This window comes from Pseudomonas putida NBRC 14164 (assembly GCF_000412675.1).
GTDB classification, from domain to species: Bacteria; Pseudomonadota; Gammaproteobacteria; order Pseudomonadales; family Pseudomonadaceae; genus Aquipseudomonas; species Aquipseudomonas putida.
In genome coordinates this window covers 5,521,417-5,539,662 of sequence record NC_021505.1, presented here as the reverse complement: position 1 = coordinate 5,539,662, position 18,246 = coordinate 5,521,417, and the positions used below count along the sequence as shown (strand labels likewise).

General features: G+C 63.1%; 17 protein-coding genes. 6 read left to right on the top strand and 11 right to left on the bottom strand.

The genetic code is table 11. From position 1 onward, the window contains the following. Positions 1 to 22: 22 nt before the first annotated feature. Both PP4_RS24670 and PP4_RS24665 read left to right on the top strand, forming a co-directional pair. The gene (locus tag PP4_RS24670; RefSeq protein WP_016501824.1) at positions 23 to 712 is read left to right on the top strand and encodes a hypothetical protein; all 690 of its coding nucleotides are present in this window, start codon (positions 23 to 25) and stop codon (positions 710 to 712) included. Next, positions 709 to 1,332 carry a hypothetical protein gene (locus PP4_RS24665; RefSeq protein ID WP_016501823.1) on the top strand — a complete coding sequence of 208 codons (624 nt, stop codon included), beginning with the start codon at positions 709 to 711 and terminating at the stop codon, positions 1,330 to 1,332. The genes PP4_RS24670 and PP4_RS24665 overlap by 4 nt, the downstream gene beginning before the upstream one ends. On the opposite strand, the gene PP4_RS24660 is transcribed toward PP4_RS24665, so the two are convergent. From PP4_RS24660 to PP4_RS24620, 9 genes are all read right to left on the bottom strand, one after another. Continuing rightward, positions 1,329 to 1,925, bottom strand: coding sequence for a MarC family protein (locus PP4_RS24660; RefSeq protein WP_016501822.1), 597 nt, complete (start codon positions 1,923 to 1,925; stop codon positions 1,329 to 1,331). The genes PP4_RS24665 and PP4_RS24660 overlap by 4 nt on opposite strands. A 174-nt stretch (positions 1,926 to 2,099) precedes the next feature. After that, positions 2,100 to 4,871 carry a hybrid sensor histidine kinase/response regulator gene (locus PP4_RS24655; protein WP_016501821.1) on the bottom strand — a complete coding sequence of 924 codons (2,772 nt, stop codon included), beginning with the start codon at positions 4,869 to 4,871 and terminating at the stop codon, positions 2,100 to 2,102. A 150-nt stretch (positions 4,872 to 5,021) separates the two neighbouring features. Continuing rightward, positions 5,022 to 6,317, bottom strand: a complete 1,296-nt coding sequence (gene purD / locus PP4_RS24650; protein ID WP_016501820.1) for a phosphoribosylamine--glycine ligase — start codon at positions 6,315 to 6,317, stop codon at positions 5,022 to 5,024. 182 nt (positions 6,318 to 6,499) lie between these two features. Further along, positions 6,500 to 8,107 carry a bifunctional phosphoribosylaminoimidazolecarboxamide formyltransferase/IMP cyclohydrolase gene (gene purH / locus PP4_RS24645; protein ID WP_016501819.1) on the bottom strand — a complete coding sequence of 536 codons (1,608 nt, stop codon included), beginning with the start codon at positions 8,105 to 8,107 and terminating at the stop codon, positions 6,500 to 6,502. Positions 8,108 to 8,188: 81 nt separating this feature from the next. Beyond that, entirely contained in the window at positions 8,189 to 8,509 is a 321-nt protein-coding gene (gene fis, locus PP4_RS24640) for a DNA-binding transcriptional regulator Fis (RefSeq protein WP_003249693.1), read from the bottom strand. Beyond that, positions 8,506 to 9,519 (bottom strand): tRNA dihydrouridine synthase DusB, encoded by a 1,014-nt coding sequence (gene dusB, locus PP4_RS24635; RefSeq protein ID WP_016501818.1) that lies wholly within the window; start codon positions 9,517 to 9,519, stop codon positions 8,506 to 8,508. Before dusB ends, fis begins: the two co-directional genes overlap by 4 nt. Before the next feature lie 256 nt (positions 9,520 to 9,775). Beyond that, positions 9,776 to 11,134 carry a DUF3426 domain-containing protein gene (locus PP4_RS24630; protein ID WP_016501817.1) on the bottom strand — a complete coding sequence of 453 codons (1,359 nt, stop codon included), beginning with the start codon at positions 11,132 to 11,134 and terminating at the stop codon, positions 9,776 to 9,778. A 42-nt stretch (positions 11,135 to 11,176) separates the two neighbouring features. Further along, positions 11,177 to 12,055 carry a 50S ribosomal protein L11 methyltransferase gene (gene prmA, locus PP4_RS24625; RefSeq protein ID WP_016501816.1) on the bottom strand — a complete coding sequence of 293 codons (879 nt, stop codon included), beginning with the start codon at positions 12,053 to 12,055 and terminating at the stop codon, positions 11,177 to 11,179. Positions 12,056 to 12,252: 197 nt separating this feature from the next. Continuing rightward, positions 12,253 to 12,708 carry a MaoC family dehydratase gene (locus PP4_RS24620; protein WP_016501815.1) on the bottom strand — a complete coding sequence of 152 codons (456 nt, stop codon included), beginning with the start codon at positions 12,706 to 12,708 and terminating at the stop codon, positions 12,253 to 12,255. Positions 12,709 to 12,851: 143 nt separating this feature from the next. On the opposite strand from PP4_RS24620, the gene PP4_RS24615 reads away from it, so the two are divergent. Genes PP4_RS24615 through PP4_RS24605 form a run of 3 tightly spaced genes read left to right on the top strand, consistent with a single transcriptional unit; the run spans position 12,852 to position 14,527 of the window. Then, positions 12,852 to 13,214, top strand: a complete 363-nt coding sequence (locus tag PP4_RS24615) for a CidA/LrgA family protein (protein ID WP_016501814.1) — start codon at positions 12,852 to 12,854, stop codon at positions 13,212 to 13,214. Then, positions 13,211 to 13,927, top strand: coding sequence for an LrgB family protein (locus PP4_RS24610; RefSeq protein WP_016501813.1), 717 nt, complete (start codon positions 13,211 to 13,213; stop codon positions 13,925 to 13,927). Before PP4_RS24615 ends, PP4_RS24610 begins: the two co-directional genes overlap by 4 nt. Positions 13,928 to 13,936: 9 nt before the next feature. Further along, positions 13,937 to 14,527 (top strand): LON peptidase substrate-binding domain-containing protein, encoded by a 591-nt coding sequence (locus tag PP4_RS24605; protein WP_016501812.1) that lies wholly within the window; start codon positions 13,937 to 13,939, stop codon positions 14,525 to 14,527. Positions 14,528 to 14,655: 128 nt separating this feature from the next. Here the strand turns inward: PP4_RS24605 and PP4_RS24600 are convergent, their stop codons facing one another. Continuing rightward, positions 14,656 to 15,972, bottom strand: coding sequence for a bifunctional DedA family/phosphatase PAP2 family protein (locus PP4_RS24600; RefSeq protein WP_016501811.1), 1,317 nt, complete (start codon positions 15,970 to 15,972; stop codon positions 14,656 to 14,658). Between the two features lie 2 nt (positions 15,973 to 15,974). After that, positions 15,975 to 16,643: a DNA-3-methyladenine glycosylase gene (locus tag PP4_RS24595; protein WP_016501810.1), complete on the bottom strand. Its 669-nt coding sequence runs from the start codon at positions 16,641 to 16,643 to the stop codon at positions 15,975 to 15,977. A 330-nt stretch (positions 16,644 to 16,973) separates the two neighbouring features. Here PP4_RS24595 and PP4_RS24590 point away from each other — a divergent pair, with 330 nt between their 5' ends. Continuing rightward, positions 16,974 to 18,245, top strand: coding sequence for a glutamate-5-semialdehyde dehydrogenase (locus tag PP4_RS24590; RefSeq protein ID WP_016501809.1), 1,272 nt, complete (start codon positions 16,974 to 16,976; stop codon positions 18,243 to 18,245). The last annotated feature ends 1 nt before the right edge of the window (position 18,246 follow it).

Genomic DNA, 18,246 nt, shown 5'->3' with positions numbered 1-18,246 from the left:
TTCTTTGTGACGAGGTAACACGATGGATAGAGCAGATGAGCAACTGATGTTGATTGGCGGAACAGCATTGCTGTATTCGCCAGGCGCAGTCGAGGCACAACGCCAGGCCGCTTTCGATTCAGTCCTGTACGCGCAGTTGGTAGCCAACAAGCACGCCGGTTCACGCGTGGACAATTATGAAAACTGGTATGCCGCGTATCGGGAGGCCTACCGCCAACTGGGCTGGATCAAGCTGGCCAGTACTCATGACCTGAAACCGTTGGGGCGACCTGTGCGCAACGCGCATATACAGCCACTTGAAGCGTGGCTGAAGATGCGTTCGCTTCGCCATGAGGCCGTGCTGGCGGCGATAAAGACGGGCCTTGGCCAGTCTGCTGAAGGCTTCCGGCACTTGCTGAGTTTCTGCGCGCATGATCGGGCGCAGTGCTCCACCCTGGTCATCGAACTTGGCGTACTCAAGCCGGGCCCGGCGCTGGACTTGTGCAGCATCTCCCTGCAAATCGACAAGCCACTCTCGCTAGTTTCGCTGGAGACATTTCTGGGCGAACAAGTACTTGAGGGCGAGGCCGAGTTCAACGGCGTTTCCCTGGCATTGGATGAAGGACGCTTCCAACGCCAGCGTGATGAATTGCAGGCCTTGATGAAAACCAAGGATGCACAGGCCGTTTACCGGTTCGACCCTTACGCACAACCTACAGGAGCAGCATCATGAGTGAAGCCACATCTGCCGTGATCGGCGCTGGGATTGTTTCGTTCTTGCCGGGCGTCGACGCCGCGCAGAAAAACAAGGTAAAGCTGGCCTTGGCAATGGCCGAAAGAGCCACCGAGGCCGCTTTCAAAGAGGGGCTGATTAAAGACTGGTTCGCTTATTACCGTAACCAGCTCAAATTCATGGGGTGGGATGCGGTAACGGCTGAGCAGATCCATTGGCCGGACAAGACGCGTACTCAACAGACGGATCACGTTCTGCAGACCCTGTCCAAAACTGCCGGGGACAGCTTTGCGTCGTCGGTCAAAGTGTCCATTCAAGCGTTGCTGACCAAGCCGTCGGTGCTGAAGGAACTTGAGAAAAAGGCATTCGAGATGCAGCACTTTCAAGTGTTGGCCTGTGCGCCGGCCGGTAATAACCGTGTCGACATGGTGATTTACCACGAAACGGACAAGCAGTCTGTTTTCAGTGCAGGTTTCATCAGTCGCAAGCGCAGTTACAAGAATGTGCGTGCGGAGCTGGTCCGGTTCAATATTCTGGCCTTCGAGAACAGCGTAATGCCAAAAGTGCAGGAAAGCGTCGTCAAGGTATCCCTGGCGCGCATTCATGACTATGCCATCTAAGGCACCAGGTACCCTTTGATCCCTGTAAAAATGATCTGCGCCGCCAGGGCACAGACGAACAGCCCCATCAGACGGCTGACGATCTGCAGGCCCTGGTCGCCCAGGATCCGCTCGATACCGTGGGACAGGTAAAGCACCAGGCCGACAGTGAAACTGGCCAGCGCGATACTGACGATGGCCAGCAGTTTGTCGTCCCAGTGCGGCTGGCTCACACCCATCACCAGCAGGGCCCCGATGGTGCCGGGACCAACCGTCAGCGGAATGGTCAGTGGCACGATGGTCACATCCTGCTGCACGTTGTCGGCCTGCACCGCTGGCTTGCCCTGGGCCATACCCAATGCCGAGATGAACAGCACGCTGCCCGCACCGATGCGGAAGGCGTCGGCGGTGATGCCGAAAATGCCGAAGATCACCCGACCGAACAGGTACAGCAGCACGCTGGCGAGCAGGGCTGCGAAGGCTACCTTCCAGGCCAGTTGCTTGCGCTCCTTGCTGGAGTGGCCGCGGGTCAGGCTGATGAAGCACGACAGCACGAAGAACGGGCTGTAGAGCACAAGCATTTTCAGGTAGACGCTGAACAACTCATGGAGCATGGGGTAGCCCCTTGCAGGGAAGTTGACGGGAAGTGTATCAGCAGCATTGTGGTTGTCTTCACTGGCCTCATCGCCGGCAAGCCAGCTCCCACAGGTACTGCACATGGCTTGAGAACGATGCGATCGAGGTGGGAGCTGGCTTGCCGGCGATGAGGCCAGTACAGGCACTACAGATCAGGAAGTATGCGCCGGGTCTACCTTGGCTTCCCGGTGATTGGCCCAGTACTGGATCAGCTCGCGCAACTGCGACAGCTCGACCGGCTTGGCCATGTGGCCGTCCATGCCCGCCAGGCGGGCGCGTTCCTTGTGTTCTGTAAGAATGTGCGCGGTCAGTGCCACCACCGGGGTGCGCTGGCGCTGGTTGGCGGTTTCCCAGGCGCGCAGCTGCTGGGTGGCCGAGAAACCGTCCAGAATCGGCATTTCGCAGTCCATCAGCACCAGGTCATAGCGCTGGTTTTTCATCGCCTGCAGGGCCTCTTCGCCATTGCACGCGGTGTCCGGCTCAAGGTTCAGCTTGCCAAGCATGCCGCGTATCACCTTGGTGGAAATGCTGTTGTCTTCGGCAACCAGCACGCGGAAGTCGCCGGGCAGGTCCAGTGCCTGCGGGACACCGGGCAGGCTGGCCGGCACTGCCTGATCGCGGCCGCGTTGGGCCAGTTCTTCGGCCAGGGTGGTTTTCAGCGTGTAGCCGGCCACCGGCTTGGCAAGTATCCGCTTCACCCCGGCATTGCGTGCGATGACCTTGCTCGGCGCATTGCTGATGCCGGTGAGCATCACCACCAGGATGTCGTGGTTCAGGCTCGGGTCTTCCTTGATCTTGGCGGCCAGCTGCATGCCGGTCATGCCGGGCATGTTCTGGTCCAGCAGCACCGCGTCGAAGTAGTCGCGCAGGTGGGCCTTGGTGCGCAGAAGGGCCAGGGCTTCCTTGCCTGATGGCACTGCGCTGACGTTCATGCCCCACGCGCTGCATTGTTGCACCAGCACCTTGCGGCAGGTGTCATTGTCGTCCACCACCAGCACGCGGGCATCGCGCAGCGGGCTGTCGAGGTCGGTCGGTGGCTGTTCCAGGCGAGAAGGGTCCAGCGGCAGGGTCAACCACAGGGTGTTGCCCATGCCGGTGCTGCTCTTGATGCCGAACTCGCCCTGCATCAGGCCGATCAGCTGTTTGGCGATGACCAACCCAAGGTGGCCACCCAGCTTGTTGCTGGACAGGAAGTGGTGGCTGTGCAACTCGGCCTGCAACAAGGCTTCACGGTCTGCGGCGGCCAACGGCTCGCCGCTGTCCTGCACGGCGATGCGCAGGCGCGGTAGCTCACCCCGTTGGTCCAGTGCCACGACCAGCAGGATCTCGCCCTGGTCGGTGTTTTTCAGGGCGTTTTCCAGCAGGCTCGACAAGGCTTGGCGCAGGCGTGTCGGGTCGCCGCTGATCACCCGCGGTACTTGCGGCTGGGTAAAGCTGATCAGCTCGATGTTCTGCTGTTCGGCCTTGGCGCGGAAGATGTTCAGGCAGTCCTCGATCAGCGCGTTGAGGTCGAACTGCACGTCATCCAGTTCGATCTGCCGGGACTCCAGCTTGGAAATGTCGAGAATCTCGTTGATCAGCGTCAGCAGCTCGTTGCCGGCGCTGTGGATGGTCTGCACGTAGTCACGTTGTTTGACGGACAGCGGTGTGCCCAGCAGCAGCTCGGTCATGCCCAGCACGCCGTTCATGGGGGTGCGGATTTCGTGGCTGATCTTGGCCAGGAACTCGGCCTTGGCGTTTATTTCGGCATCGCTGGCGGCCAGGGCGCGGCTGGCGCTGAAGCGCTCCTCGCTCATGCGGCGCAGGCGCTCGCTGACTGCCAGGTTGAGCAGCAGGCCGCTGGCAACGGCCAGCCCCAGCAGCACGCACAGCAGCCAGGGCGTCGAGGTGCGGGTCAGGCCCAGCAGTGCCGGCAGCAGCACCAGGCCGCCCAGGTTGAACACCACCATGGCCAGGCTGAACAGGCGCCCAGGCGCGTAACCCCGGTACCAGTGGTAGCTGCTGACCAGCAGCATGCTAACGCTGCCCAAGGCCATCAGGGCGTAGGTCATCAGGTTGAGGGGCAGGGTGTCGACAAACAACAGCACCAGCCCGCTGACCCCCACCACCAGCATTTCGCCCTGCAGCAGGCGGTTAAGCCGGGGTGAGTTGCACGGGTTGAAGAAGTGTTGGGTAAAATACAGCCCCGCCAGGCCGGCCAGTACCAGTGTCAGGTAGGCGGCCGGGGTTTGTGCGTTGTGCCAGACGTGCCACCAGGGGCCGCTGAGGTTCAGCAGGATCAGGCCGCTGAGCAGCATCAGGCCGTGGTATAGCGCAAGGATCAGGGTGGTGGTCGAGCGGCTGTAGAGGAAGCGGATCAGGTTGTGCAGGATCAACATGACCAGGCCGCCGAACAGCATGCCGAACAGCAGTGGCTGGCTCTGGTCCGAGGCGGCTACGGCCGCAGGTTCCAGGCTGATGGCTGGGCGCAACTGGTGCTCGGAAACCAGGCGCAGGTAGATATCCAGCGGTTGCTTGCTGTTGGGCAGGGGCAGTACATGGTCGCTGCCACGCAGGGTCGGGCTGGCATTGCCGGCCTGGCGCCCGTGGTGCAGCTGACGCAGAAGTTGGTCGCCTTCGAGGGCGTAGAGATCAAGGCCAGACAGGTCGGGGGCGAATACCCGTAGCAGTTGCTCCTGGTCGCCTGGTTCCAGGCGGTAGTGCAGCCACAAGGCCTGTTCCGGCGGGGCGGCATCCAGCTCGGTAAGCACCAGCGGGCTGAACTGGTTGCGGTAGCGCTCCGAGCGTACATCGCTCAGTTGCAGGTTGGCCTGTTCGTCGAGCAAAACGGTCCAGCCTCCGTCATGTTCGGCTGCAGCCGGGAACATGCAGAGCAAGGTCAACAAGGTGACGATCAGAGCTGAGGCAATCCGAAGCCGACGCACTACGAAATCCCTTCTTAGCCGATGTGCCGGGTACTAACTATGCGCGGCGCGCCAAGTCGAAGGCAAGGCCCGTGCCGGGCCTTGTCGACGAGCCGGATGCCGTGCACCGGGCGGTGGACAGCCCTGGGCGGCACGGCGCTCCGGTAGTGCTTACTGCTGGTGCTCACCGCGCTCTCGGGCGATGGCCCGGTAGCCGATGTCAGTGCGGTAGAAGCTACCGTTCCAGCTTACTTCCCTGGCCAGGCGGTAAGCCTGCTGCTGCGCATCGGCAACCGTGCTGCCCATTGCCGTGGCGCACAGCACGCGCCCGCCATTGGTGGCCACTTGGCCGTCCTTGAGCGAAGTACCGGCATGGAATACCTTGCCTTCGATCTTGGCTGCTGCGTCCAGGCCACTGATCACGTCGCCCTTGGCGTAGTCGCCCGGGTAACCGCCAGCCGCCAGCACAACGCCCAGGCTCGGACGTGGGTCCCACTGGGCTTCGACCTTGTCCAGCGCCTTGGCGAAGGCGGCTTCGATCAGCAGCACCAGGCTCGACTCCAGGCGCAGCATGACTGGCTGGGTCTCTGGGTCGCCGAAGCGGCAGTTGAACTCGATGACCTTGGGGTTGCCTGCCTTGTCGATCATCAGGCCAGCATAGAGGAAGCCGGTGTAGACGTTGCCTTCCTCGGCCATGCCGCGCACGGTTGGCCAGATTACCTGGTCCATCACGCGCTGGTGCACGTCGGCGGTAACGACCGGGGCAGGGGAGTAGGCACCCATGCCGCCCGTGTTCGGGCCGGTGTCCTGGTCGCCGACGCGCTTGTGGTCCTGGCTGGTGGCCATGGGCAGCACGTTGTGGCCGTCGACCATGACGATGAAGCTGGCTTCTTCGCCGTCGAGGAACTCTTCGATCACCACACGCGAACCGGCTTCACCGAAAGCGTTGCCGGCCAGCATGTCACGCACGGCGGCTTCGGCTTCTTCGAGGGTCATGGCGACGATCACGCCTTTGCCCGCAGCCAGGCCGTCGGCCTTGATCACGATCGGCGCACCTTTTTCCTGCAGGTAGGCCAGCGCCGGCTCGATTTCGGTGAAGTTCTGGTAGTCGGCGGTCGGGATCTTGTGACGCGCCAGGAAGTCCTTGGTGAAGGCCTTGGAGCCTTCCAGCTGGGCCGCACCCTTGGTTGGGCCGAAGCAGTCCAGGCCACGGCTGCGGAACAGGTCGACCACACCGATGACCAGCGGTGCTTCCGGGCCGACGATGGTCAGGTCGACGTTCTTCTCGGCGAAGTCGGCCAGTTGTTCCAGAGCGCACACGTCGATGGCGACGTTCTCGCACTTGGCTTCAATGGCGGTACCCGCGTTGCCAGGGGCAACGAAGACTTTCTCGACGCGTGGGTCCTGGGCAACTTTCCAGGCCAGGGCGTGCTCACGGCCGCCGCTGCCGATGATCAAAACTTTCATGTCAAAACCTCGAATTCTTTCGGGCGCGAAGCGAAGCCTCACGCTGTACGAGGTCGCAATGAAGCAGGTAGATGCAAGGCGGTGCCGGTTCCGATGAGCGGAGTTGCCTTCTGGCAATGAGCATCAGCGGAACCGGCCCCAACGCAGCAGATGCCTGCTTCAGTGCGGCCGATTGCCGTAAATCAGTGGCGGAAGTGGCGCATACCGGTGAATACCATCGCGATACCTGCCTCATCGGCAGCGGCAATGACCTCGGCATCACGCATCGAGCCACCCGGCTGGATCACGGCGCTGATACCCACTTTAGCCGCATTGTCGATGCCATCACGGAACGGGAAGAACGCATCCGATGCCATGACTGCGCCTTGCACTTGCAGGCCAGCATGCTCGGCCTTGATTGCAGCAATGCGGGCGGAGTTGACGCGGCTCATCTGGCCAGCGCCGACGCCGATGGTCTGGCGCTGCTTGGCGTAGACAATGGCGTTGGACTTGACGAACTTGGCCACTTTCCAGGCAAACACCAGGTCGTGGACTTCTTGCTCGGTCGGGGCACGCTTGGTGACGATCTTCAGGTCGTCTGCGGTGATCATGCCGATATCGCGGCTTTGCACCAGCAGGCCACCGTTGACGCGCTTGAAGTCCCAACCGGCAGCGCGCTCAGCTGGCCACTCGCCGCACTCCAGCAGGCGTACGTTCTGCTTGGCAGCTACCACGTCGCGGGCAGCCTGGGAAATTTTCGGGGCGATGATCACTTCGACGAACTGGCGCTCGACGATGGCCTTGGCGGTTTCGCCGTCCAGTTCGCGGTTGAAGGCAATGATGCCGCCGAAGGCCGACTCGGTGTCGGTGGCGTAGGCCAGGTCGTAGGCCTTGCGGATGCCGCCTTCGTCTTCAGGCACAACGGCCACGCCGCACGGGTTGGCGTGCTTGACGATGACACAGGCGGGCTTGACGAAGCTCTTCACGCACTCCAGCGCGGCGTCGGTGTCGGCCACGTTGTTGAACGACAGTTCCTTGCCCTGCAGCTGGGTGGCGGTGGAAATGCTGGCTTCGCCTTTTTTGGCTTCTACGTAGAACGCCGCGCTCTGGTGCGGGTTCTCGCCGTAGCGCATTTCCTGGGCCTTGACAAACTGGCTGTTGAAGGTGCGCGGGAATTCGCTGCGTGCGGAAGTCGAAAGGGTGTCCTTGGCCTGGTCGATGGTGCCCATGTAGTTGGCGATCATGCCGTCGTAGGCTGCAGTGTGCTCGAACGCCTTGAGCATCAGGTCGAAGCGCTGGGCGTAGGTCAGGCCGCCGGCCTTGAGGCCGTCGACGATGCCGGCGTAGTCGCTGGCGTTGACCACGATGGCGACGTCTTTGTGGTTCTTGGCTGCCGAACGGACCATGGTCGGGCCGCCGATGTCGATGTTCTCGATGGCGGTCGGCAGGTCACAGCCAGGCTTGGAAATGGTGGCTTCGAACGGGTACAGGTTGACCGCAACCAGGTCGATCGGCTTGATGCCGTGCTCGTTCATGATGGCGTCGTCGGTGCCGCGACGGCCGAGGATGCCGCCGTGGATTTTCGGGTGCAGGGTCTTGACCCGGCCAGCCATCATTTCGGCAAAGCCGGTGTAGTCGGCCACTTCCACCGCGTTCACGCCGTTGTCCTTGAGCAGCTTGTAGGTGCCGCCGGTGGACAGGATCTCGACACCGAGCTGCTGCAGCTCACGGGCGAATTCGAGGATACCGGTCTTGTCGGAGACGCTGATCAGGGCGCGGCGGACTGGCAGGCGGGTAGTCTGGTCGGTCATTTCGGGTTCCAATAACGCGGTGGAGTCTGCAAAAAAGGCGCCTCTGTTCAGGGAGCCGCCTTTTCTGGTTGGGATTCTGGCTTACAGCAAGTCGTACTGCTTGAGCTTCTTGCGCAGGGTGCCTCGGTTCAGCCCGAGCATCTCGCTGGCCTTGGTCTGGTTGCCCTTCACGTAGTTCATCACGCTTTCGAGCAGTGGCGCCTCCACTTCGGAGAGCACCAGGTTGTACACGTCCGTCACGGTCGCGCCTTCCAGGTGGGCGAAGTAGTTGTGCAGCGCCTTCTCGACGCTGTCGCGAAGGGTCTGGCCCTCTTCGCTCGGCGTATTGAGGTGCTGTTTCAGGTTGGCGTTGTCGCTCACGGGCGTTGTTCCACTCACAAAATTCTCGGTCATCATCGTCATGCGGCCACCCCTTGTCCGTCCTCTGTCTCAAGGCTCTGTCGACGCTCGCTGAAAAACGCACGAACGTTGGCGCACTGCGCTTGTGTGTCTTCCAAAGCGTTGAACCGGGAGCGAAACTCCTTGCCGCCGGGTCGTGTTGCCAGGTACCAGCCCACGTGCTTGCGGGCGATACGTACGCCCATCACATCGCCATAAAAGGCATGCAACGCGGCCAGGTGCTCCAGCAGGATGCGTTCCACTTCGTCCAGTTGCGGCGCTGGCAGGTATTCGCCAGTGCGCAGGTAATGCTCGATCTCGCGAAAGATCCATGGCCGCCCCTGGGCAGCCCGGCCGATCAACAGGCCGTCGACCCCGGTGGCATCCAGCACCGCCCGGGCCTTTTCTGGCGAAGTGATATCGCCATTGGCAAAAACCGGGATAGACACCGCTTGCTTGATGGCCGCGATGGTGTCGTATTCGGCTTCGCCGGTGTACAGGTCGGCGCGTGTGCGGCCATGCACCGCCAGCGCCTGGATGCCGGCCTGTTCGGCGATCTTCGCCACGTTCAGGCCGTTCTTGTTTGCCCGGTCCCAACCGGTGCGGATCTTCAGGGTCACCGGGACGTCCACAGCGCCGACCACGGCGTGGAGGATCTCGCTGACCAAGGCTTCATCTCTCAATAAAGCAGAGCCTGCAGCTTTGTTGCAGACTTTTTTTGCCGGGCAGCCCATGTTGATGTCGATGATCTGGGCACCCGCTTCGACGTTGGCCTTTGCTGCCGCAGCCATCATCTGCGCATCACCACCGGCGATCTGCACCGAGCGTGGCTCGGGATCACCTTCATGGATGCGGCGCAGGCTCGACTTGCGGCTGTTCCACAGGCTCATGTCGCTGGAGACCATCTCCGACACCACCATGCCCGCGCCCAGGCGCTTGCAAAGTGTACGGAAAGGCTGGTCCGTGACCCCGGCCATGGGCGCGAGGATCAGGTTGTTGCGTAGTGTGTATGGGCCGATGCGTACCGCCGACATAGGTGATCCCTGTTGTGGGGCCGAATCTTGGAGTTCGAAAAAGGGTGGGCATGATACCCGCTCTCGGTGACCGGATAAAGATGGATTTGGATAAAATCTGAACAGTTGTCGGCTTATGACTTTTGGTATGAGCCAAGACCCGGGTATCGCACGGACCCCTGTGGGAGCGGGCGCGCCCGCGAAGCAGACGCCGCGGTGCATGGCACGGGCTTGGCTCGGGTTCGCGGGCATGCCCGCTCCCACAGGGTTGTGCTGACTATTCCGGCGAGCGGAAGCTGAGGCTGTAGTTCACGGCCTTTGGCCCCGGGTCGAGGATGTCCAGGGCGATATGGATCGGCGTCTGGCTTGGCATGTCGCCACGCCCGGCCAACTCGCCGGACAGGTACTCGCTGGGCTTGAAGCGCCGGCTGGCGATCAGCTGGCCATTGAGGTCGGCAAAACGCAGTTCCAGCAGCGGGAACGGTTGGGCGAACGGTGCACGGTTGTAGATGATCGCATCGACGATCAGTGCGCCCTTGAAGTCCGGGTGGCTGCGCACCACCAGGTTGCTGCTCTTGATTCTTGCGATATCGACGCGGGTCGGCACCTGGCACCCGACGATCGGGCAAATTTGCTGGAAGATCGGCCGGTACTGGTCCTGGCGGGCCATTTCGTCGAAGTGGAACCACACATACTGGAACGCCAGCAGGCCAGCGGCCAGCAGGGTCAGGAAGCCCCACAGCAGGCGCTTGCCCCAGTTGGGCGCTGGTTTTTCCCAGCCCAGTTGCAGCGGGTCGTCGACTACATCGACCAGCGGCTCTTTGCGCGCCTGGCGCTCGGGCTTGCTGGCAAGGCCTGGCTCCAGGCGGTCACCTGGCAGCGGCTCGACAGGGTCGTCGTCGCGCGCCGACAGGTGCAGCGCCAGCGGTTCATCGTCGCGGGCGCTCAGGCCTTTTTCCGGGATTTCGTCATCACGGGTGCGCAGCGGTTCGCTGAAGGCGGGCTGGTCGTCGATTTCAGCTGCGCGGTGTACGGGCGGCTCGTCATCGATGTCCAGGTCAAGGTTACGGCCCAGGGTCGGCTCGGTGCGCTCGCCGGGTACGGGCTCCAGGTCCAGCTCCAGCGGCTGCGGCTCCAGCAACACAGGTGCGGGCTCTGCCGGCGTTTGCGGCTCGAAGGGCTCATCGGTGGCGTTGCCGAACAGGTCGTCCGCATGCTCGTCCGGGTGCAGTTCGTCACGCCGCGCTTGCAGCCCGCCATCCAGGTTGGCGGGGCGTGCCGGGGCCGGCTGGCCGCGCCGCTCCAGGCGTGCCAGTTCCTGGTCGAGGTCGAGTGCGTCCAGCGCCTGGGCGGTCAGGGCCCAGTCCTCGTCAGGCGTGATGCTGCGCTCGCGGGTGACAGGCTCGGGGGTTACCGGCGGCTCGACCACTGGCTCGGCAGGTGCCGCTGGCACAGGCGCCGGTACCGGCACCTCAGGTGCGCTGGCGCGGTTCTGTTCCAGCAGTTGCTTGGCGGCATTGAACACCTGCAGGCAATGGCCGCAGCGAACCACGCCGCGGGCCACGCTCAACTGGTGGTGGGTGACGCGAAAGCTGGTCTGGCAATGCGGGCACTGGGTGACGAAACTGTCGGTCATGCGGCAATCCGGGAGCTGTGCAGAAAGATATTCTAGGCCCGCTTAGCGGCGGCGACCACTGATGCGCACCCAGCCGTCGCGGACGACGATCGGGTCCAGCTCGAAGTCGGCGGCGTAGGCCGCGGCCACCTCCTCGCCCTGTTCGGCCAGGATGCCGGACAGTGCCAGCAGGCCACCAGGGCGGACCAGGCCGGACAACTGCGGCGCCAGCGACACCAGCGGGCCAGCGAGGATGTTGGCGACCAGCACGTCTGCCTGCATGGCCGGCATGTGCTCGGGCAGGTACAGGGCCAGCTTTTCATCGGCGATGCCGTTGCGCTGGGCATTGTCGCGCGAAGCCTCGATGGCCTGCACGTCGATGTCGGTACCGACTGCTTCACGGGCGCCCAGCAGCAGCGAGGCGATGGCCAGGATGCCCGAGCCGCAGCCGAAGTCCAGCACCTGGGTGCCTTCGAGTTGCTGGCCGTCGAGCCATTCCAGGCACAGGGCCGTGGTGGGGTGGGTGCCGGTGCCGAAGGCCAGGCCCGGGTCCAGCAACAGGTTGACGGCGCCTTTTTCCGGGGCCTCGTGCCAGCTTGGCACGATCCACAGGCGGCGGCCGAAACGCATGGGCTGGAAGTTGTCCATCCAGCTGCGCTCCCAGTCCTGGTCCTCGATCACTTCGGCCTGGTGCTGTGGCAGCTCGGCGCCGGTCAGCAGGCGCAGGTGGGCAAACACCTGCTCGGGCTCGGCATCGGCTTCGAACAGTGCCAGCAGGTGGGTGTGCGACCACAGCGGGGTGGTGTTGAGGTCTGGTTCGAAGATCGGTTGATCTTCGGCGTCCATGAACGTGACCGAGACGGCGCCTACTTCAAGCAGGGCATCTTCGTAGGTTTCGGCTTGTTCCGGGCTGATGGCCAGGCGTACTTGCAGCCAGGGCATGGCGGGCACCTTTGGTAAATCGACAGGGGCAGCCCTAGGCTGCGCGGAGGCTGGCAGTCTACGCGAGTGCGGAAGATTTGTGGATCGGGGGCTGCTGTGCAGCCCGTTCGCAGCACAAGGCTGCTCCTACAGGAGATCGCATACCCCTGTAGCAGCCTTGTGCTGCGAACGGGGCGCATAGCGCCCCCGGGGATAAATCAGACGAAACAGAGCGAGAGCGACTCAGCTATATAAGCAGGCTTCTCTTCACCCTCGATTTCCAGCGTGGCAATCGCCTTGAGCAACCACTGCCCCGGCTTTTTCTCCGCCACTTCGGCCAGGTCCACTTTAAGCCGAACCTGGCTGTTGACCTTGACCGGCTGAATGAACCGTACGCTGTCCAGCCCATAGTTCACCACCATCTTCAGCCCTTCTGGCAGGACCAGAATGTCCTCGATCAGCTTGGGGATCAGTGACAATGTCAGGAAGCCGTGGGCAATGGTGCCGCCAAACGGGGTTTTGGCCGCCTTTTCAGGGTCGACATGGATGAACTGGAAATCGCCCGTCGCCTCGGCGAACAGGTTGATGCGCTGCTGGTCGATTTTCAGCCAGGCCGAGCGGCCCAGTTCCTTACCAACATATTGCGAAAGCTCTGTAACCGGTACATAGGGCATCGCGGACTCTCCAGGTTGTCAGTTGGTACGAAAGTGCAAGATCAGCACGGCGAACCGTTTCAGTCAAGTTGTCTGCTTTTCGGCGAATATCGGTCTATAGCTGCCCGTGCTTATAATGGCGGCCATGCCCGAGGGAGATGCTTATGCTGTTGCGTGGTTTGACCTGGCTGGTGCTGTTCCAGCTGCTGGGGACGGCGATCAACCACCTGTTGGTGCCGTTTCTGCCGGGGCCGATCATTGGCCTGGTGTTGCTGTTGTTCTTCCTTATGGCCCGTGGTGAGGTGGGCAAGCCGCTGAACGAGGCGGCCAGCAGCCTGCTGCGCTACCTGCCGCTGTTGCTGGTGCCGCCGGCAGTGGGGGTGATGGTATACGCCAAGGACATTGCCGCTGACTTCTGGGCGATTGCCGGCGCCCTGCTGATTTCCTGCCTGGTGACGCTGGTGTTTGTTGGTGTGCTGATGCAAAAGCTCATGCATCGCCAGGGCAAGCGCGAGGAGCAGCCATGATGCTCGATTGGCAAGGCGCGCTGAATGCCGTGGTGCACCATCCTTTGTTCGGTATCGGTATCACGCTCGGTGCCTATCAGGTGGTGCTGGCGGCCTACGAGAAAACCCGCTGGATCTTCCTGCAGCCGGTATTGGTTTCGATGTTGCTGGTAATCGGCGTGTTGCTGCTGTGCGGCATCGAATACAGCGAGTACCGCAAGAGCACCGAAATCATGAACATCCTGCTGGGCCCCGCCACCGTGGCGCTGGCCGTGCCGCTCTATCTCAACCTGCGGCGTATCCGGCAGCTGTTCTGGCCCACATTTACTACGCTGGTAATCGGGGGGCTGTTCGCCACGCTCTGCTGCCTGTTGCTAGGCTGGTGGTTCGGTGCCGAGCACATGATCCTGATGACCATGGCACCCAAGTCGGTGACCTCGCCAATCGCCATGCTGGTGGCAGAGCAGATTGGCGGTGTGGCGGCGCTGGCGGCAGTGTTCGTACTGATCACCGGGGTGATCGGCGCGATCTTCGGCCCGGCGCTGCTGAGCCGCTTCGGCGTGCACAGCCCTGAGGCGCGCGGCATGTCGTTGGGTGTGACCGCGCATGCGGTGGGTACTTCGGTCGCGCTGCAGGAAGGTGACGAATGCGGCGCTTTTGCCGCGCTGGCGATGAGCTTGATGGGGGTAGCCACGGCAGTGTTCCTGCCGTTGGCGGTCAGCCTGGTGGCTTGAGGAGTTGTGATGACACTACCGCTGTTTCCGCTCAATACCGTGCTGTTCCCGGGTTGCTTTCTCGATTTGCAGATTTTCGAGGCGCGCTACCTGGACATGATCGGGCGCTGCATGAAGCAGGGCGAAGGCTTTGGGGTGGTCTGCATCCTGGAGGGCGAGCAGGTTGGCAAGGCGCCACCGATGGTCGCGTCGATCGGCTGCGAAGCAGTGATCCGCGACTTCGTGCAGCAGGACAACGGTTTGCTGGGGATTCGCGTCGAGGGCGTACGGCGCTTCAACCTGGAAAGCACCGAAGTGCAGAAGGACCAGTTGCTGGTGGGGCAGGTGCAATGGCTACCGGAGCAGGCGGACAGCCCGTTGCTCGAGGCCGATGACGACCTGCTGGCGCTGCTGGTGGCGCTGGGCGAGCACCCGATGGTCGAGGCGCTGGACATGCCGCGCCCGGTGGACGGGCGCCAGGCGCTGGCCAATCAGCTGGCGTACCTGCTGCCGTTCATGGAAGAAGACAAGCTGGACCTGCTGACCCTTGACTCGCCGCAGCAGCGATTGGGGGAGATTCAGAAATTGCTGGAGCGGATTCAGGGTGAGCTGTTTGCCTGACACTGGTGTGTTGTCTGTGCCGGCCCGTTCGCGGGTAAACCCGCTCCCACAGGTACTGCGCAGGTCTCGGGGCTGGTGAAACCCCTGTGGGAGCGGGTTTACCCGCGAAGGGGCCAGCACAGGCGATATCAATATTGGTATCTGAGCAAAGCCTGCGGCAGCGCATGCATGGCAAAGAACGCCAGCAGCGCGATACATGCCGGCAACACCAGCCACCACACCCGCAGCGGCAGGGCCGGCAGTGTTTGCTGGCGCTGCACCACTGCCAGGCTAAGCGCACACACGCAGCACGCCAGCAGCGCCCCAGCCAGGATATCGGTCGGCCAGTGCGCCCCCAGGTACACCCGTGACAGGGCAATCGCCAGCGCCGGAATACAACCCAGCATCACCCAGGTCAGGCGCATCCGTGGCGGCTGGCCGCGCCCTGCCAGCACCGCCATCACCAGAAAGAACGCAAACGACGCCGAGCTGTGCCCGCTGGGCATGCTGTAGCTGGTCAGTGGGTCGGTCAGCACTTCCGGCCTTGCGCGGGCGAACAGCCATTTCAGCGTACCGTTGGCGATTGCCGTGCCCATCAGCGCGCCAGCGGCAAAAAAGGCGTGCCGCCATTGCCGGGCAAGCAGCAGCAGGCCGGTCAGCAGGCCGCCAAGAAACAGTTGCGTGCGGAAATCGCCCAGCCGGGTCACCAGTACCACGGCGCCATCGATGGCCTGGCTGCGATGTTCCTGTACCAATGTCATCACGCCTTGGTCGAACTCGTGCAGGTAAGGCCAGCCAAGGAATACCCCGGCCAGGGCAGCGAAGCTCATGCCGGCGATCAGTCGTGTTCCATGGCGCTGGTCGCGAATGCTGGTGGTCAGGCTAAGGCCGATGATGACTGCCAGGGCGCCGGCTATGATGCCAGCATCCAGCCAGAAGCCTTCCGGCAGCGGCAGGCGCATGGCCGCGCCGGTGGCCCAGCCTGGCAGCAGGTAGGCCACCGACCAGCCGGCGCCGGCCACCAGGCTGACGGCGATGAAGCGCGGCAGGGGCATGTCGAACATGCCGGCGACCATTGGCAGCATGGGCCGCAGCGGCCCGATGAAGCGCCCGACCAGCAGGCTGGCGATGCCGTAGCGCTGGAAGTAGGTTTCGGCGCTGCCGATCCACTCAGGGTGATGGCGCAGCAATGGCAGGCGGCGAATGTTCTGGTGGAAGTACTTGCCCAACGTGTACGACACCGCGTCGCCCAGCAAACCGCCGAGAAAACCCAGTAGTAATGTTTCGCCCAGGCTGAAGGCGCCACTGCCGGCCAGTACCGCGACGGCGAACAGCAGCACGGTGCCAGGCACGATGATGCCGGCAATGGCCAGGCATTCGATGCAGGCCACCAGGAAAATCGCCAGGCCAAGCCACTGCGGGTTGGCGCTGAGCCAGCCGGTCAGGCTGTCGAGCCATTGGCCCATGTTCAGCTTCCTTGTTCGAGAATGAAGAAGTCACGGCCTTCGACTTGGCCGCGACGTAACGGGTTCCGCGTGCAGAACCGGGCGTACTCGGCGTCGACGAAGCGGTAGGGCAGGTGCTCGTCGCGCCCGTGCGGGATGCCCAGCCTGGCGGTCTGGATCACCCTCGGTACGGCATTGCCGCAATCGTCCACGTACAGCCGCTCGGCGTCAAAGCGCTGGGCGTCCCAGTGGGGCACTTTCAGGCCCAGCGCCCGGCAGAGCAGGGTCTGGCCGGCGCACAGGCGCGCATCCGGGCGCAGCTTGCCGCTGGCGTCGGGGTTGTTCAGTTGCATCTGCGCCAGGCTGTCGGGGCCCGAGCGGGCGTCCTGCCAAGGGTAGGCAGACTTGATCAGCACCGCGTTACCCGGGCCTTGGGCGCTGAAGTTCAGCGAGTCGCCGCCGCGGGCGTAGTACATGTAGATGTGCCCGCCATCGAGGAACAATGCCTTGCGCTTTTCGGTGTAGCCGAGCGAGGCGTGGCTGCCCTTGTCAGTGAGGTAGTAGGCCTCGGTCTCAATGATGCGCGCAGCCAGCCACAGGTCGCCGTGGCGATGGCGGATTACCTTGCCCAGCAGTGCCTTGGCCACGGTCTGGGCATCACGGTTGAAAAAGCTGTCGGGCAGGGCTGGCATGCGGGCAGTTCGTGGCTGGGGAGGCGGGGATGATAGCAATGAATGGCTTAATCGAGGCTGAATCGGATATGGAAGTTGGCAGTGCCGGCTTCTTCGCGGGTGAACCCGCTCCCACTGGTATTGCATAGGGCTCAGGCCTCGTGGAATCAGCGTGGGAGCGGGTTCACCCGCGAAAGGGTCGGAACAGGGAAAGGAATTTTCGATAAGTGCGGTTACATCTTTCCTGCGCATTGCCCCAGCCATTTTCTACCATCCGCCACCCGCCGCTGGGCGTACACCTGCGCGGCAGTTATAATCAGCCGATTTCCCCTTCGCCAAGACACCGAACCCATGACTGAGTCCGTTCTTGACTACATGACCCGTTTGGGTCGCGCTGCCCGTGAGGCTTCCCGGGTGATCGGCCGTGCCAGCACCGCGCAGAAGAACCGCGCCCTGCAAGCCGCTGCCGATGCGCTGGATGCTGCCCGTGCCGAACTGACTGCCGCCAACGAGCTGGACCTGGCCGCCGGCCGCGCCAATGGCCTTGAGCCGGCGCTGCTCGACCGCCTGGCGCTGACCCCCGCGCGCATCGACGGCATGATCACCGGCCTGCGTCAGGTCGCCAGCCTGCCGGACCCGGTCGGTGCAATCCGCGACATGAGCTACCGCCCATCCGGTATTCAGGTCGGCAAGATGCGCGCACCGCTGGGGGTGATCGGGATCATCTACGAGTCGCGCCCGAACGTGACCATCGATGCCGCCAGCCTGTGCCTGAAGTCGGGTAACGCAACCATCCTGCGTGGCGGCTCCGAAGCCATCCATTCCAACCGCGCCATCGCCACCTGCATCCAGCGTGGCCTGGCCGCTGCGGGCCTGCCGGCCGCCGTGGTGCAGGTGGTCGAGACCACCGACCGCGAAGCCGTGGGTGCGCTGATCAGCATGCCGCAGTTTGTCGACGTCATTGTGCCGCGTGGCGGCCGTGGGCTGATCGAGCGCATCAGCCGCGATGCCCGCGTTCCGGTCATCAAGCACCTGGACGGCATCTGCCACATCTATGTCAGCCAGCATGCCGACCTGGACAAGGCCTGGAACGTGGCCTTCAACGCCAAGACCTACCGTTATGGCATCTGCGGCGCCATGGAAACCCTGCTGGTCGACCAGCAAGTGGCCGAGCGCTTCCTGCCGGAAATGGCCCGCCGCTTCCAGGAGAAGGGCGTGGAGCTGCGTGGCTGCGAGCGTACCCGCGCGCTGATCGAGGCCAGGCCGGCCACTGAAGACGACTGGCACACCGAGTATCTGGACGCGATCCTGTCGATCCGTGTCGTCGATGGCCTGGACCAGGCCATCGAGCACATCAACCACTATGGCTCGCACCACACCGACTCGATCATCAGCGAACACCAGGGTGAAGCCCGCCAGTTCATGGCTGAGGTCGACTCGGCGTCGGTCATGCTCAACACCCCGACCTGCTTCGCCGACGGTTTCGAGTACGGGCTGGGTGCGGAAATCGGTATTTCCACCGACAAGCTGCATGCCCGTGGCCCGGTCGGCCTGGAAGGCCTGACCTGCGAGAAGTACGTAGTGATCGGCGACGGCCAGCTGCGCGGTCAGGAGTCCTGCTGAG

Excerpts from the sequence above, each read along its gene's own strand:
- PP4_RS24670 (WP_016501824.1), top strand. The coding sequence starts at position 23 with ATGGATAGAGCAGATGAGCAACTGATGTTGATTGGCGGAACAGCATTG.
- PP4_RS24665 (WP_016501823.1), top strand. The coding sequence starts at position 709 with ATGAGTGAAGCCACATCTGCCGTGATCGGCGCTGGGATTGTTTCGTTC.
- PP4_RS24660 (WP_016501822.1), bottom strand. The coding sequence starts at position 1,925 with ATGCTCCATGAGTTGTTCAGCGTCTACCTGAAAATGCTTGTGCTCTAC.
- purD (WP_016501820.1), bottom strand. The coding sequence starts at position 6,317 with ATGAAAGTTTTGATCATCGGCAGCGGCGGCCGTGAGCACGCCCTGGCC.
- purH (WP_016501819.1), bottom strand. The coding sequence starts at position 8,107 with ATGACCGACCAGACTACCCGCCTGCCAGTCCGCCGCGCCCTGATCAGC.
- fis (WP_003249693.1), bottom strand. The coding sequence starts at position 8,509 with ATGACGATGATGACCGAGAATTTTGTGAGTGGAACAACGCCCGTGAGC.
- dusB (WP_016501818.1), bottom strand. The coding sequence starts at position 9,519 with ATGTCGGCGGTACGCATCGGCCCATACACACTACGCAACAACCTGATC.
- PP4_RS24630 (WP_016501817.1), bottom strand. The coding sequence starts at position 11,134 with ATGACCGACAGTTTCGTCACCCAGTGCCCGCATTGCCAGACCAGCTTT.
- prmA (WP_016501816.1), bottom strand. The coding sequence starts at position 12,055 with ATGCCCTGGCTGCAAGTACGCCTGGCCATCAGCCCGGAACAAGCCGAA.
- PP4_RS24620 (WP_016501815.1), bottom strand. The coding sequence starts at position 12,708 with ATGCCCTATGTACCGGTTACAGAGCTTTCGCAATATGTTGGTAAGGAA.
- PP4_RS24615 (WP_016501814.1), top strand. The coding sequence starts at position 12,852 with ATGCTGTTGCGTGGTTTGACCTGGCTGGTGCTGTTCCAGCTGCTGGGG.
- PP4_RS24610 (WP_016501813.1), top strand. The coding sequence starts at position 13,211 with ATGATGCTCGATTGGCAAGGCGCGCTGAATGCCGTGGTGCACCATCCT.
- PP4_RS24605 (WP_016501812.1), top strand. The coding sequence starts at position 13,937 with ATGACACTACCGCTGTTTCCGCTCAATACCGTGCTGTTCCCGGGTTGC.
- PP4_RS24600 (WP_016501811.1), bottom strand. The coding sequence starts at position 15,972 with ATGGGCCAATGGCTCGACAGCCTGACCGGCTGGCTCAGCGCCAACCCG.
- PP4_RS24595 (WP_016501810.1), bottom strand. The coding sequence starts at position 16,643 with ATGCCAGCCCTGCCCGACAGCTTTTTCAACCGTGATGCCCAGACCGTG.
- PP4_RS24590 (WP_016501809.1), top strand. The coding sequence starts at position 16,974 with ATGACTGAGTCCGTTCTTGACTACATGACCCGTTTGGGTCGCGCTGCC.